The 14,424-nt window shown below is 67.7% G+C and carries 12 protein-coding genes; 7 read left to right on the top strand and 5 right to left on the bottom strand.

Features of this window, described 5'->3' with window-relative positions; all coding sequences use genetic code 11:
- Positions 1–171: 171 nt before the first annotated feature.
- From DEI88_RS16240 to DEI88_RS16220, 5 genes are all read right to left on the bottom strand, one after another.
- Positions 172–2,004 (bottom strand): bifunctional DNA primase/polymerase, encoded by a 1,833-nt coding sequence (locus DEI88_RS16240; RefSeq protein WP_111072666.1) that lies wholly within the window; start codon positions 2,002–2,004, stop codon positions 172–174.
- Between the two features lie 627 nt (positions 2,005–2,631).
- Positions 2,632–3,774, bottom strand: coding sequence for an alpha/beta hydrolase family protein (locus DEI88_RS16235; RefSeq protein WP_111072667.1), 1,143 nt, complete (start codon positions 3,772–3,774; stop codon positions 2,632–2,634).
- Positions 3,771–4,571, bottom strand: coding sequence for a hypothetical protein (locus DEI88_RS16230; RefSeq protein WP_146246114.1), 801 nt, complete (start codon positions 4,569–4,571; stop codon positions 3,771–3,773). The genes DEI88_RS16235 and DEI88_RS16230 overlap by 4 nt, the downstream gene beginning before the upstream one ends.
- A gap of 146 nt (positions 4,572–4,717) precedes the next feature.
- Positions 4,718–5,242, bottom strand: a complete 525-nt coding sequence (locus tag DEI88_RS16225; RefSeq protein ID WP_111072669.1) for a hypothetical protein — start codon at positions 5,240–5,242, stop codon at positions 4,718–4,720.
- Between the two features lies 1 nt (position 5,243).
- Positions 5,244–5,897, bottom strand: coding sequence for a helix-turn-helix domain-containing protein (locus DEI88_RS16220; RefSeq protein WP_111072670.1), 654 nt, complete (start codon positions 5,895–5,897; stop codon positions 5,244–5,246).
- A gap of 255 nt (positions 5,898–6,152) precedes the next feature.
- Between DEI88_RS16220 and DEI88_RS16215 the strand changes: the two genes are divergently transcribed.
- From DEI88_RS16215 to DEI88_RS16185, 7 genes are read left to right on the top strand one after another with little or no spacing between them, the layout of a single operon-like run.
- Positions 6,153–7,424, top strand: coding sequence for a MinD/ParA family ATP-binding protein (locus DEI88_RS16215; RefSeq protein WP_111072671.1), 1,272 nt, complete (start codon positions 6,153–6,155; stop codon positions 7,422–7,424).
- 5 nt (positions 7,425–7,429) lie between these two features.
- Positions 7,430–7,744 carry a hypothetical protein gene (locus DEI88_RS16210; protein WP_258375164.1) on the top strand — a complete coding sequence of 105 codons (315 nt, stop codon included), beginning with the start codon at positions 7,430–7,432 and terminating at the stop codon, positions 7,742–7,744.
- Between the two features lie 51 nt (positions 7,745–7,795).
- Positions 7,796–8,527, top strand: a complete 732-nt coding sequence (locus DEI88_RS16205; RefSeq protein WP_258375165.1) for a hypothetical protein — start codon at positions 7,796–7,798, stop codon at positions 8,525–8,527.
- A complete protein-coding gene (locus DEI88_RS16200; protein WP_111072673.1) occupies positions 8,527–10,044 on the top strand; it encodes a hypothetical protein in 1,518 nt (505 codons plus the stop codon). Before DEI88_RS16205 ends, DEI88_RS16200 begins: the two co-directional genes overlap by 1 nt.
- On the top strand, positions 10,037–11,758 hold the full coding sequence (locus DEI88_RS16195) for a hypothetical protein (RefSeq protein WP_111072674.1): 1,722 nt from the start codon (positions 10,037–10,039) through the stop codon (positions 11,756–11,758). The genes DEI88_RS16200 and DEI88_RS16195 overlap by 8 nt, the downstream gene beginning before the upstream one ends.
- Entirely contained in the window at positions 11,755–13,326 is a 1,572-nt protein-coding gene (locus DEI88_RS16190; RefSeq protein ID WP_111072675.1) for a putative type IV secretion/conjugal transfer ATPase, read from the top strand. The genes DEI88_RS16195 and DEI88_RS16190 overlap by 4 nt, the downstream gene beginning before the upstream one ends.
- Positions 13,327–13,356: 30 nt before the next feature.
- Positions 13,357–14,424, top strand: a complete 1,068-nt coding sequence (locus DEI88_RS16185) for a hypothetical protein (protein ID WP_284183595.1) — start codon at positions 13,357–13,359, stop codon at positions 14,422–14,424.

The following is a 14,424-nucleotide window of genomic DNA, read 5'->3' as shown; positions in this document are numbered from 1 at the left end:
ACAGTAAGGGCAACGGCATACTTCCGACGGAGCGGCACGCCGCCACTACCGGAACTAAGGGTACCAGTAACGCATGTGTTACTTGTTTTGCTTGCATTACAAGTGTTACTGCAATGCCTGGATGCTCTACTGCAAGGGCTCCTCGAAGAGAAGTCCCGGCAAAGCCAGGTACTACGCCGCAAGTTCGCGGTCTCGAAGATCCTGGAGCAGTCCTAGTCGGACGAACCGCATGGCGGCCTGGTGGTCTCCTCGGCCGTCGCTCGAGCACGGGTACACCGGGTAAGCCTCCGGGCCGCCATGGTCGTCGACCGTTCGGAACATGACCACCTGTGTGGTTGGGGTTCGATCGCGGCCGCGTCTGCCAGCCTTTCGAATGAGATGGTTCTGCCACCATGCCCAGAGGTCGCGCTCGTCCACGTACTGCTGCTCGCGACGTCGGAGGATCCCGGTCACTCCGAGCTGCTTTGCTACGTGCGTGCGGAAGTCGTGCAAGCGGCGGCGCCATCCCGCGGGTGAAGCGATCGCGAGCGCGTGCCGGCGAAGCCGTACGAGGGCGGCGCGTGCGCGGCCGCGGGGGAGTCCTGCGCGGTCAGCGACAACCTCGGGTGCGTTCTCCGCGGTCGTCAGGCTCTCGTACGTCCTGCGCGCTGTGGGGCCAAGTCCTGCGCGCGTGAACACGTCGTGCCGTCCTGCGTCGAGCCGGTCTTCCAACACTTCCAGGAGAGTAACTCTGACGTCGAAGAGCTCGGCCGGGGGGCGGGCGGTCACTTTGTGAAGTGGCCCGACGTGGTCCCCGGGTGTGGAGAACCGGTCTGACAGTCGCCAGACGGCCGCGTGGGGGCCGTCTGCCTGTCGGCAGCGGATGATCCAGCCGGCCTCGTGCAGGCGGCGGAAGGAGCGATCCACGGTGCTCGAGGGGACCCCGGTGGCGATCGCCACGGAGCGCAGCGCGGCGGCGACGTCGCGGGAGCCGGTGCGGAGGGAGAGCCAGGCGAGGTAGGTCAGGACGGTGCTGTCGTGCAGGTCCGCCTCGGTGCGGGTCCAACGGCCGGGAGAGGCCGTGAACGCCTGCAGCACGCCCTCGACGACGTCGACGATGCCGGTCAACTCGGTGAGGTCGCGCTGAGCGCGTTCCTCGGGCGCGTACCGGTACAGCACGGCGCGGTCCTGGGCCTTGGTCCACTGCCGCTCGAGGCGGGCGGCAGCCTCGGCCGCCGTGCGGGGCTCTCGGCCGCCGGCGGGACCGTTGCGGGTGCGGTAGTGCTCCATCCCTGGTGCGGTCTTCGCGGCGTGCTCGACGTCGGCGAGGGTCCACCCGGACACCGCGGCCGCGAGCAGGCACAGGTAGCCGGTGCGGGACGGGTCCCGTCCGCCGGCAACGGTGGCCATGTGCGCCTCACCCCACGCCGGCAGCGATCGATGCGCGCGGTGGCGCGTATCGACGGGCCCGGTGGGGGAGGAGTGTGCGGGATCCACGGCGGGGCGGAGCTCACGGAGCGCGGCGGTGACGCGGAGGAGGTCGCCGGCGGTAACGGTCGGGGTGCGGAGCACGTCGACGTTGTCGGCGCCGGCCATCACCTCTGACGCGCCTCCGCGTGCGTGCGGGGTCAGCGGGGGCCGGACGGCGCCGGTGCGGTCGTTGCACAGCAGCCCGTGGTCCAACGAGGGCAGCACCGCCTTCGCGGCGGCCGCGAGCTGCACCATCGTCGCCTTGTCGACGCCAGCGAGGGGTACCCACACGTGGAACCCGCCGGTGGGGCTCGAGCGGCACACCACATGGGGGAGCGAGGCGTCGCGGAGGATCCGGACCAGGACACCGAGGTCCTCAGCCGCCTGGTCGAAGTCCTCCGGCGTCTTCGCGTCCAGGTCGAACGCGGCGAACCAGAACCGCCCGTCAAGGCCCGTGAGGTCGATCGTCCACGGCGTCGCCGGGGGAGTGCCGAGCACGGGGTACTTCGACGGGTAGCTGTTCGACCGGATCGTCCCGTCCGCCTCCGCGATCATGCGATTCACGTACCGGCGAGGCGCAATGGAGCGCGTCAAAGCCCAAGCGGCGTCCAATGTGGACACGCGGGCAGATTCATACGTGCTCAGCGCAGCAACGTGCGTTACGATGGCGACACCTCCCCTCCTCGGAGTGGTGGTACGACGAAGGCTCCCGGCTCCAACCGGGCTTCTTCATCGGAAATCTCTTGAACCTGACTTGCTTGGCGGCTGTCGCAGGTTGAAGAGCGAGACTTAGGGCTTTGCCCAGAACCCCCGCCCAACCGGCGGGGGTTCTGTCATTTAAGCGGCGGCGATAGGCAGCTCCGCCTCAGTCGATCGGTCAACAGGCTTGGGGGCCTGTTCGGGCATCTGGAGGTCAGCGGCAATGAGAGCTGCGAGGTAGTCGCTCATCGTCGCGTAGCCGAGCTCGTCCTTGCGCTGCCAAGCGGCACGTGCGACAGCTTCACTGGGGCGCGTCCCGAGCAGCGCCCGAGGTCCCTTGCTGTTCCTACCCATGGCGCGATTCTGCTGGGTGCCTGTAACAGTTATGGCCAGCGAGTCCGGCGTGTCACCAACCCCGCCGAGCCAGGCGTGTCTGCCGAGAGGTTCCCGATCCATACAACTAGGATACACAGTTGATGCTAGCTAGATAGGTAGTACTCCTGACCACGTGGTAATCCGGCTGTTGAACCATTCCGGATCGTGGTTGTACTCGCAGCAGTGTGCGGCTGGCTCGCTAATGGCGACAGAGACACGGTCTGGGTTGGCGGCGGCAAACGTGAGGGTGCTGCCGTAGTCGATCGTCTTGTCACCGGGGGAGTGGACGATGAGAGTGGGCGGCAGCTTAGGAAGCGCAGCCTTCCAGGAGATCTGCCGCACGTCGATCGACGCTGGCAACCCGCTGAGGCGTGCGAGGGCGGCGCTTCGCATCGCAGTAAGGGCGAAACGTGCAAGCAGTGTAGGCATGTGGGCACGGCGGGCGGCGGCCGTGACAATCTCGCTCCAGTCGAGTGCAGGGCCGACGAGCACCAGAGCGTCAACGGTCGGGGCCAGGGGCGACTGCGTCAGCGTGCGGATGGCGAGGGTTGCGCCGAGGGACCAGGCAAAGAGAACGACAGAGGTTGCGCCGTGAGCCCGCGCGTAGTTGATGGCCGCCTCGATGTCGCGCCACTCTTCGATGCCCAGGGTCGAAGCGCCGTTGCGTGTCGGTGGACCTTCCTGGTCACCGCGGAAGGACACGACGAGGGAGTGGTAGCCGAGGCGTGCGGCGGCGGGGACGGTTCGCAACGCCGTGATGCGGGTGGTGCGGATCCCGTGGATGTGGATAGCCCACGTCGTCGACGAGTCGGCGCGAGATCCGGGCGCCGGGAAGTACCACGCTGGGCCCGGCCCGGTTGGCAGCGGAATGACTACGGGCTCCCAGGGCAGCCCCAGGTCTTCGGGGCCCCCGTAGAGATGCGCGGTCCAGCGCACCTCGGGGGCGTTGGCGGGGAGTTCGCACGGGGAATGCAGGCGGCGCACCACGGTCTCCCCGGTCACCTCGAGGACTTCCTCGACGCGCTGGTGAATTCCCGTCGTGCTCCAGAGTCCGTAGGAGCCACGCTGAGTCGTGTCGTCGCTTGCCCGAAGAGTGATCGATTCCGAGTCGAGTTTCAGAACCGGCTCGTAACGCGGGCGGCGGGGGAAGCAGACACCTCGGATGACCAAAAGGGCGGCACCCCAGAATGCAGCAGCAGCGACCACAACAACGGCAGCAATGGACAGTGCGAGAATCGGGACGAGAGTCACGACCGCGCGTGCCTGCGAACGAAGGGAAGGACGGGTCCGCTCGGACCCTGGCTCAGCCGAGGAGAAAGCGCTCGCTCAGTCGCCCTGAGTGCACCGCGGTCGTCTTCGGTGAGCTCGCCGCCGAGTGCCTGGTAGTCAGACAGAGCGATGAGCAGGTTGTACGCAGCCCTGCGCGACCCGCCGGGTGCCGGTCGGGCGGCAACGCCGCGCGCCTCCGCGATCGTCTGCAGTTTCGGCGTGAGTCGAGCCAGCGCGGAACTCTGTCGCCAGTTCCCGATCGCGATGCTTGCGAGGCCGAGCACTCCGCACATGACCCCTGGGTAAAAGAGCCCGTCGAACGCCTCCTCAAGCGAGATGTTTGTCGTCGCTGGCAGGCGAAGGGCGTGCTCGACGGAGAGCAGGGCGACCTCCACCAATGACGCCGCAACGATCAGGACGAGGCCGACGCGCAGAGTGCGCTGGGCGGCTGAGCGGCCCTGGTGCTGTCGCATCAGAGCGAGCCCGCAGATGGCGGCGACGCTGAGCATGTAGATGCTCGCGTAGAGGTAAAGAGCGACCTGTCCGATGTTGTCATCAATGAAGTATTGGCTCGTCCGTTCGCTTCGGTTGATCAAGAAGAATGGGAGCGCGATCGCTGCCAGCATGCCGATAAGGAGCAAGGGGCTTTTCGCTACTCGGGGGAGATCCTGGTCCCGGGTCGCCGCGCGGGCCAGGAGCCAGATGGCGATCATGGCGAGACTGTTCTGGATCACGTTAAGGGCGTTGTGGCCGCCGAGTGCCCCGTCGAGGACGTTCATCGGTACGACGGTGCCGCGGGTGAAGAGGCCGAGTGCTCCCACGCCTGTTGCTACCCAGCACAGGCGCGAGGAACCGCGGAGGACGGCGGGCACCCAGCCGATGAACCCGACGACTGCTACCCAGAACGCGACCGTCTGAAGCGCCGTCATCTACTCGTGATCCAGAGATCCTCGGGGACGTCGCCGTACACGACTGATGTCGCCATTTCGTATGTGAGCGTTTCGACCGCGAACTCAAGGCCACACAGTCCCTCGACGCAGTCTGTGGCACCGCCGTGCTCACACTCGTGCATGAGCCGGGCACACATGAGCTGCTGGTCGGGGTTGAAAGTGGCTGCTTCCAACGAGTCGGATGTGCGTCCGGGATCACCGATGAGGATGTGCACCAGTTCGTGCAGGACGCAATGGAAGAAGTGCAGCTCCGACAGTCCGGGGCGGACGAACATCAGGTGGTCATCGGAGTGAACCGTGAGCGCCATAGCGCTGTTCCAGTTCTCCTTCGTCGGCGGCATGATACGGATGCGCCGACCGCACCGTTTTTCGACCGCTCGGACTAGGTCCCGAAGCGTGGGGCGCGGACCGAGGTTCAGATCGGTGAGAATCTGACGGAACTCGTCGGCTGACTCCATACCGATCGCCTCGAGTGCACGTGTCTCCGCTGGCGAGGTCATCTCAGTCTTCCAAGGATCGAAGGGTCTCCGAGATTTCTCGGAGCAGTGCAGGGGGGATCGAGCCCATCGAGCGGGCGGAGATGCCGTTCGCGCCACGTTGCTGAAGCGTCCGCTTGAACTCAAGCTCCGCCTCCACTTGCTCGGTTATTGCAGCGTCGCCCGGGTCGACGAGGTACACGTGAGTGACTTCGAAGTAGTCCGCAATCGCGTTCAGGATCTGCTCCGACACCGCGATGCTGTCGGCGGAGTTCTGGAGCCATTGCCATTTCGTGACGGTGAACTCCGGGTCGACGTTCTGGAGGGACTTGACCAGTTCGTTTTCGTCGAAGGCCGAGACGCTCGACTGCAGGAGGCGCAGCCGGGTACCGAGGGTGTCACCGCGCAGTTGGAGGACACGCGAGCCGTCTGCGCCGGTGCCAAGGATGAGCAGCAACAGCTCGGTCGGTTCCATCCCGAACGCGTGCGCGATCCGGTCCAGATCGTTGGTGTTGTAGGGAGCGTCACCGCGGAGCCGGGAGAACAAGTAGTTCTCCGACAGGTCCACGCGCTGCGCGAGTTCCGAGTGTGACATGCCCGAGCGTGAGCGGACCTGGTCGATCACCCGCGCCACTCGACGGGAGAAGGACGTAGCTGGACCGGTCCCCTTTCGTGGCATGCGAACAACTTACGCAGCCGGCACTACTCGCTCGCGTACTACTGGAATAAGTAGCTGCGGCTACTTAAGCTTGGGTAAGATGTGGGAACTACTTATCCGTGCGCGCTAGAGGTCGGGCGAGCGTGGCCGGTGTCGACCTCTCATCGCTCGTGAGGATCAGAGGTCGGCACCGTCCGCAGCTGTCCTCGAGCGAGCAGCGATGACGCCGGCTTCCCTCAACCAGCCGCGGACGAGGCATTGAGATGGGAGAACACGATGAGCAGCCCTAACCAAGACCATTCCGACGAGATGTTTGGCGCAGCCGCACGCGCGAGCGACTACATCGAGGAGGACACGGTGGGCGTCGAGCGCCTGGGTCGGCGTTCCGCCCCGAAGAACAACGAGGCGACCGAGCTCCGGCCGATCCCGCTCGTGCCGGCCCCGCCGACTCAGTCTGGTGAACCGGCTGAGCTGATGCCCTCGTTGGCCATTGTCTCCGAGGTGCCAAAGGCTCTCGCGGTCGATGAGTCGCCGGCAGCGGAGCGCCGCCCCGTGGATCGTGAAGCGTCCGCGTCGGTTCTGTTTGGCGGGGCCGCGCCACCGGCCGCCGTGTCAGGGATGGCCACGAAGGGCTTCCGTGGAGCGCTGGCGAGCATCGGCCTGCCGATCAAGCCCAGCGCCGCGGAGACGGCGGAATTGGCGGCCGCGGCTGAGGCGGAGTCGCGTCGGGCCCGGAACGAGACGACCATCCGTCAGGCGACATGGACTCGGGCGGTGTCGATCCTGGTCAACAACCCCAAGGGTGGCACCGGCAAGACCCCGACGTCGCTGCTGCTCGGCGGCGTCATCGCCTCGATCCGTGGGGGCTCGACGGCGATCGTCGAGTTTTCCGATGACCCGGGCGCGCTCAGCTACCGCGCCGAGGGCAATCCGCGCCTCGGGCTGGGTGAGCTGGTCCGCGACGTCGCGAGCATCAAGACCGCCGGGCAGCTCCACGGCTACACGGCCCCGCAGACGTCGTTCGCCAACGTCATCGCCTCGACCGGTCGTCGCGAGCGGCTGACGGGTGAGGCCGTCGTGGCCGTGTCGAGCGTGATTGACGAGTTTTACGGCATCCGGGTCATGGACACCGGCAACCAACCGACGTCCTCCGCGTTCCGCGGTGCCGTCTCAGTGGCCGACGTCCTGGTGATCCCGGTCCTGAACGCGGGCGACTCGGTACTCGAAGCGATCCAGCTCCTCGACGAGCTGCGCGACGCGGGCGGCCAGCCCGCCGAGCTCGCCGACCGTGCCATCGCTGTGCGGCTCACGGACGGCCGTCCCGAGAGCGAGACGGTGCGCGAGGAGGTCGCGCGCCTGCTACATGACGCGGGGGTGCGGTCGCTGCACGAGATTCCCTACGACGAGCACATCGCCGCGCGCGGGCAGCTCACCCTCGGCTCCCTGAACCCCGCGACCCGGGACGCGTTCGCGGCCGCGGCCGCCGCCGTGGTCCGCACCTTGCAGGAGGCCGTAGCGCCTGCATCCACCAACAGCCGGAAGGCCTGACCCATATGAACACTCTCCTCGTCGCCGCGGCGATCCAGAACCCGCTCGACGGCATCCTCCCGGACTTCTCGTTCGGCGGGGCTGAGTTCACGCAGCTGTGGCAGAAGCTCGTCGCCGCCGTCTGGGCGATCGGCATCATCGTCGCGATCGTCTACCTGATCCGCGGGCTCGTCGCGATGGCCGGTGCGTCAGGCGACATGAACCCGAACCCGCAGGCCCACGCGCAGGGGCGGGCCAAGGCTATGGCGGCGTTCATCGCACTGGTCGCTCTCGCGGCACTGGCGGTCATCGTCGGCGTGACCCTCTCGCTCGCGAGCTGACCTGCGCAGTTGCTAGCTGACCTGCTCGGAAGGAGGCACACCATGCCGCGCATGTACTCATCCACCGGCCGATCCCTTTGGCCGCTGGTCATCGGGGCCGCCGCGGCGGTCGTCATCGTCGGCGGGGGAGTGGTGTTCGCCACGACCCGCGGCGACGAGCCGACCGCAGCGCCGACGTCGAGCACATCAGGATCGGGCGCGCCGGCTGCGTCTGTGACTCCGAGCCCCACGGCGACCGGCTCCACTGGTGCCGGCGACGACGAGGACGCCGCACCACCCACCGGGTGCCTCGGCGGCCAAAACCGCGACGCCGCAATGGTGCTCGCCGCTCAGAAGGCAGCGAGCCACACGTCGTACGGCGCTGTCGAGGTCGCCACAGCGTTCTACCGGTTCATCTGGCAGTCGCCCGTGCCCGCGTTGAGCGACGTGCAGACCGTCGAGTCGGACGTCATCAGCTCGGGAGCCTCTGACGAGTACCGGGACCTCGCGGCGATCTACAAGCGGTATCCGAACGTCAGCAATGGCGATGTGGCGGACGGCACCCCGTTCCACCTGTCGACCACGAACGGGCTCTGGATGGTTGACCCTCACTCCACCGCCGATCGGGTGACCGTGAACGTGGCCGCCGGCTACGTCGTCGACGGGGCGCTGAGCCCCACCAAGTCGACAGCGCAGGGCTTCGTCATGGTGTGGCAGGACGGAGCCTGGCACGTCGACGGCGGGGCAAAGCCGAACGCGCAGCAGCTCGCCAACGGCGGCGTCCGCTACACGGGAGGCTGCTGATGCCCGGGCACGTCATCCTCGCCGCCGCCGGCGACGAGAACTGCACCAACATCGTCGGCTGCGCGATCGACAAGGGGAAGAACCTCATCGGTTCCGCCGTGAGCGGCACCAAGGATGCGATCAACACTGCGCAGAGCATCGGGGATTTCTGGTCGGACCCGGCCGGAAACACCTACAAGGCGCTCCGCGACGCGGCCAAGGGCCTCTCGGACAGCGTGCTGCCGGCGCTGACCCACGCGACCTTGCCGGATCTGACCGCTGACTGGTTCGTCAACGCCTACCGGATCTCCTTCGGGCTGGCGATCTTCGTGTTCGTCATCATCCTGATCCCCCAATTCATCGACACCGCACGCGGCCGGCAGTCGGGGCAGGAACTCATCGAAACGCTGACCCTGTACGGGCCCGTGTTCATCATCGGCGCGATATTCGGGCCCGCGGTCGGAGCGTTCCTCGTCAAGTTTTTCGGCGCCCTCTCGGACTCGCTCATCAGAACGATGCTGTCGACCACGTCGAGCACCATCGTCGACCAGTTCTCGAAGATGATCGGTGACGACGATGGGTCAGGCATCGTCGGCGGTGCCGTCATCGGCGCGATCCTGATGTTCTTCATGATCCTGGCGCTGCTGCTGGCGCTGCTCGTGCTCGTCGTGCAGTTGATCACCCTGTACTTCTCCGGCGTGCTGTTCCCGCTCGGCTGGGTGTGGATCGTCGACCGGAAGAAGCGTTCGTTCGGGTCGAAGATCCCGATGGTGTGGCTCGGCATCCTCGCCGCCCACCCGCTGCTGTTCTTCCTGCTCGGGGTGACGTTCTCGTTCGTCGGCTCCAACATCGACGTGTTCTCCGGGCAGGCGGACCTGCAGAAGACGGTCAGCCTCGTGGTGTCGATGATCGCGCTGTTCATCGCGGGGCTGTCGCCGCTGCTGCTGTTCAAGTTCGCGCCGATCCTGCCGATGGGCGGAGCCGCGGCCGCGGGCGGCCCGAGCATCGGAGCGAACTCGCCCCAGGAAGCCGACAAGCGCTACAGCGCTCCGCAGAACGACGGAAGCAGCTCGAGGCCGAACTCCACCACGTCCACGCCGACATCGACGACAACGGCTGAGAAGCTCGCCCAGACCTCACCCACGAGCAGCGGCGGTGGCGGTGGCGGTACGACCGCCGGAGGTGGCGGAGCCGAGGAGGCAGCCGGTTCCTCTATCAAGGACGCCGCGGCGGCGGGTGGCAAGGCGTCGACGGGCGCTGGGACCGGGGCCGGCGCGACTGCCAGTGCTGGCGTAGCGACGGGTGCAGCGGGATCCGGGGGTGGCGCGATGGCTGCAGGGGCGGCTGAGTCCTCGACCGGGGTTGGGGCCGCTGTCGGTGTCCCGATGATGATCGCCGCCGGTGCGAAGGCGGGCCTCGACACGGCAGGCAGCGCCGCAACGAGCGCGGCCGACATGGCCGCCGCACCAGTTGAGGACCACGAGCAGTCCCACAGCGCCAGCACTGAGCAGTACGGGAAGGACTTACCCCATGCGTGACGTTCAAGAGCAGCCGACGGCGCACGTCCGCTACGTGGGCGGTGAGTCCTCGCACCGGTCGTTCTTCGGTGGCACGCACTCGAAGTCCCGCATCATCGGCATGGCGATCTTCGTCGTCGGCGGCATGGTCGGGATGATCGCGGGCGGCGGCATCCCCGTCCTGATTGCCGCTCTGGGTGGGGTCGGGGTGACGATGCTCGTCACTCAGCGGACCCACAACGGCACGATTCAGGAACGGCGCCGGAAGCGGTCGCGGTGGGCGGCTCGAAAGCGGCTCGGGACCAACACGTTCGTGCCGTACAACGTCGCCGGGTGGGACCAGATTCAGTCCGCTGCCGGCAGCGCTGACAAGGCCGAGCGGCGCGCCGCTGAGGTCGCCGCCCGGCAGATGCGCGCCAACCCGGACGGGTCGGACGGCATGGGCTGGTTGCAGTACGGGTCGAACATGCCGGGGATCGCCTGGCATGCCCCGGTGGGGGAGCGGCCGTACCTTTCGGTGGCGTTCTCCGTGTCCGGGCAGCTCCGCGGCATGGAGACGGCGGGAGCGCTGAACCGAGCAGCAAGCGCGTGGGGAAGGTTCCTCGCGCATCGTGCTGCGCCGGTGTCGCTGATCCGCGACGTGCAGACCCTCACCCGCGTTCTGCCGCCGGACACCGCCAAGCACGACATTTGGTACAACTCCCAGCGTGAGTCCCGGCCCCTCGGGGCCGATGACACGGCACTGGCGCTTTACGACGCACAGCAGCGTTCCTACGCCGAGGTCCGCGGGCGCGCCGCGGCCGACGCGATGGTGCAGCGGCACTTCGTGGTGCTGTCGTGGCCGCTGACGCCGGCGTTCACCGAGGCCGCGAAGAAGTACGGGCCCGGCCGGGACGGGTGGCGGGCGCTCATGGCGGAGCAGATCGAGGCGTCCCTGCACGGGCTCCGGCAGGCACGCATTGGGCAGGTGCAGTCCCTGACGGCACGCCAGACGGCGGCCGTCATCATGCACCAGCAGAACCCGTCGATCCCGATCGACCTCCGCTCCGCGAAGCACATCACGCCGCTGTCGGTCGGGATCGGCTCGCACGACGAATACTCCGCGCACGTCGTCGACGGAGGCTACGACCCGACCGTCCTCGCGGACCGCGACCCGATCGAGGCTGCACCGGCCGTCACCTGGTGGCACCGCACCGCGGCGATCCACGGTGAGAACCTGGCTTCGGCCGGCCGATCGCCGCTGTGGACGCTCGACCTCATGATCGGGCGCGAGCTGGACTTCATCCGCTCGGTGTCGTTCCACATGCACCTGGTGCCGGCCGCGCAGGCGAAGGCGGCCGCGCGGCAGGACGTCGTGCGCGACGCCGCCGGCCTGTACGCACAGCAGAAGAAGGGCGTGATCGTCTCCGACGAGGCGCAGGGGCTCCTCGGAGCGGCGGAGCGTCGGCGGCGGGACCTCGCCGCCGGCAGCCACCACCACGGCGTCTCGTGGATCGGGTACGTGACCATCACGGCCCCCACCCGCGAGGACCTGGCTCAGGCGTCGCGGCGGCTCTCGAGCGTGTGCGACACCGGGCTCGGGATCGACCGCCTCGACTGGCAGGACTCGTTTCAGGGCGCCGCATCCGGGACCACATGGCCCATCGGCCGCGGGCTCCGACCCGACACCATCACGACGGCCGCACGCGTGATGAACACGCTCGCCGGCCGAGGTGACAAGGAGGCCCTGTCATGACCAACACCAAGAACCCCGCCCCGCACGACAAGCGCGCGGCGCCGAACCGACCAGCAGCTCGGGACCCCTGGTACGCGAACGTGCCGGGGCTGAAAATCTTCGTCCCGCCGGAGGCTCGGCAGGAGGTCGTAACCGGCGACGAGGGGCCCGCCACGGCGGTGTCCGTCCGCCGACCCGTCGACGTGTCGCCGTTCGAGCTGCCCGGCGGGCAGCTCCGCACGTCGGCCGGGGCCGCTGCGCGCGGCTGGTACTCGCCGCGGCTGGCGGGGTCGCCGTCGACGACGCGGCAGGCGGAGATTCTGAACACCGCCGTGATCGGCAACCCGACCGGTGATGAGGGGATCGTCAACGGCCGCGACAACCTGTCGCAGTCGATGATTTCCTACGACGCCCCCACCGCGTACAACGCGGAGCCGCGACAGATTTCGTCCCCGAACGTGATCGTGCTCGGCACGGTCGGGTACGGGAAGTCGTCGCTGACCAAGACGGTCGGTGTCGCTCGCCCCCTGGGGCTGGCGAACCGGCGCGCGGTCGTGTTCGACAAGAAGGACGAGGGCGGCGCGGGCGAGTACACCGCGATGGCGCACAACCTCGGATCGGAGCCGCTGCGCTTCGACCCGGCAGGCGGCGGTATCCGCCTGAACCTCCTCGACCCGCTCATCATGCGCGGCTCGGGGTTGCAGGGGCAGATGGAACTCATCACCGCCGTGGCCCGGATCGCGCGCAACGACGTCCCCGCGACCGAGTGGGAGGAGAAAGCGACCCGGTTCGCCCTCCGCCGCATGTTCGAACAGCACAACAGCTCGACCCGTCCGCTGACGACAACGGACCTGATGCCGTTCCTCGGCCAGGTCCCGGACGACGAGGGACTGACAGAAGCATCGGGCGAGCGGTTCCACCAGGCCGGCCTGTCCATCCGGTTCGGGCTCGAGAACCTCCTCGAGACGTACGCCGGGGTGTTCGACGGTGAAACGTCGAAGGCGGTCGACCTCGCCAGCAAGCTGACGGTGTTCGACGTCTCCCAGCTCCCCGACGCCGGCCCGGCCGTCCCCACCGTCATGGCGGTGGGGCACCAGTGGCTCCTCGGTCGGCTGCGCCGTGAGCGGGGGTTCATCACGAACGTGGTCTACGAGGAGGGCTGGCACATGATCGGTGGGCCCTCGGCCAGCCTGGTCAAGTCGAACCAGAAGCTCTCCCGCGCCCTCGGTATCTCGAACTGGTTCGTCATGCACAAGGGCACCGACATCCCTCGTGAGTCCGAGGGCTACACGGTCATCCAGGAGGCGCAAACGATCTACGCCTACCGGCAGGACCGACCCGAGGACGCGGCGTGGGTGCAGGAAACGTTCGGGCTCGCACCCGACACCACCGACCTGCTCATGAACCTGGGCCCCGGGCACTGCATCTTCAAGTACGGCTCGAACCCCGAGACGCACATGCAGCACATCCGCTCGGACTGGGAGGCCGCTGTCACGAACACCGACGAGGGCATGGCCGGCAGCGGAGCACGGTACCTGCTCAACGACGAGGCCGCCGTCGAGACCGGATCTTCACAGGCACGGGCGTAGCGGGGGGGCTCGAGCATGAAGAAGGGACTGATGATCGTGCTAGCGGCCTCCCTGGTCGTCGTGTTCGTCGGACTCGCCCTCGTCACTGGGGGTAGCTCCCAGAACGGGGCGTGCGCGGCCACCGCCGCGAACGCTGACGCCGCTGGCGCGCACGATGCGGTCGACGGGTACTCCGGCGATCAGCTCGTGAACGCCGCGGCGATCATGAACGCCGGCGCCGCGCTCGGCGTCGACGTGCAGGGGCAGACCATCGCCGTCATGACGGCGATGGGGGAGTCGACGTTGAAGAACATTGATTACGGCGACAAGGCCGGCCCGGACTCCCGTGGGTTGTTCCAGCAGCGGGACACGTGGGGCACGCTCGCGCAGCGGATGAACCCGAGTCAGGCGGCGACGTTCTTCTACCAGCGGCTCTTGAAGGTGCCGAACTGGCAGACGATGACGCCGACGTTGGCCGCGCACGCGGTCCAGATCAACCGCGACCCGAACCACTACGCGAAGTTCTTCGACGCGGCCACGGCCGTCGTCACGGCGCTCTCCGGTGGTTCGTCCGCCTGCGCCGCGGGCGTCTCCGGGGATGCTCAGGCCCTCGCCAAGCACATCGTGGACCTGACCAACCAGGGCAAGATCGTGTGGCTGTCACCGACGCACTTCCCCGAGGTCCAGGCGATCGCAGACGGCAAGCCCAAGCAGAACTGCAACGTCGACACCCGCATCCTGCAAGTCATCACGATTGCGACCAAGACGTTCCAGTCGATCGGGATTTCCGACGTCAACCGGCTCTGCACCGGACAGCGGCCCGGTGCCGGGAACGCATCGGCACACGTCGTGAACGGCGGCGGCCACGCGGTCGACTTCTACGCGTTCGACGGCACCCCGACCACCGGAGCGGACGCGAATGCGATCAAGCTCCTGCGGGCGCTCGGCCCTGTCATGCCGGACAACTCCGGCACCGGGCAGGTCCAGTGCCGCGCGAAGGCCGGCAGCTCGATCGACCTGCCGATGAACCAGTTCGACGACTCGTGCAACCACGTGCACGTGCAGGTCGATCCAAAGGGGGACGAGCCGATGAAGCTCACCAGCGGAGGGGACAACTGA

The organism is Curtobacterium sp. MCBD17_003 (assembly GCF_003234885.2).
In the GTDB taxonomy this organism is placed as follows: domain Bacteria; phylum Actinomycetota; class Actinomycetes; order Actinomycetales; family Microbacteriaceae; genus Curtobacterium.
Note: the sequence above shows the minus strand (reverse complement) of the source record. Positions and strands in the feature narration are given on the sequence as shown.

Coding starts and splice junctions, on each gene's coding strand:
- DEI88_RS16230 (WP_146246114.1), bottom strand. CDS start 4,571: ATGAACGTCCTCGACGGGGCACTCGGCGGCCACAACGCCCTTAACGTG.
- DEI88_RS16220 (WP_111072670.1), bottom strand. CDS start 5,897: ATGCCACGAAAGGGGACCGGTCCAGCTACGTCCTTCTCCCGTCGAGTG.
- DEI88_RS16215 (WP_111072671.1), top strand. CDS start 6,153: ATGAGCAGCCCTAACCAAGACCATTCCGACGAGATGTTTGGCGCAGCC.
- DEI88_RS16205 (WP_258375165.1), top strand. CDS start 7,796: ATGTACTCATCCACCGGCCGATCCCTTTGGCCGCTGGTCATCGGGGCC.
- DEI88_RS16195 (WP_111072674.1), top strand. CDS start 10,037: ATGCGTGACGTTCAAGAGCAGCCGACGGCGCACGTCCGCTACGTGGGC.
- DEI88_RS16185 (WP_284183595.1), top strand. CDS start 13,357: ATGATCGTGCTAGCGGCCTCCCTGGTCGTCGTGTTCGTCGGACTCGCC.
- DEI88_RS16240 (WP_111072666.1), bottom strand. CDS start 2,004: ATGATCGCGGAGGCGGACGGGACGATCCGGTCGAACAGCTACCCGTCG.
- DEI88_RS16225 (WP_111072669.1), bottom strand. CDS start 5,242: ATGACCTCGCCAGCGGAGACACGTGCACTCGAGGCGATCGGTATGGAG.
- DEI88_RS16190 (WP_111072675.1), top strand. CDS start 11,755: ATGACCAACACCAAGAACCCCGCCCCGCACGACAAGCGCGCGGCGCCG.
- DEI88_RS16200 (WP_111072673.1), top strand. CDS start 8,527: ATGCCCGGGCACGTCATCCTCGCCGCCGCCGGCGACGAGAACTGCACC.
- DEI88_RS16210 (WP_258375164.1), top strand. CDS start 7,430: ATGAACACTCTCCTCGTCGCCGCGGCGATCCAGAACCCGCTCGACGGC.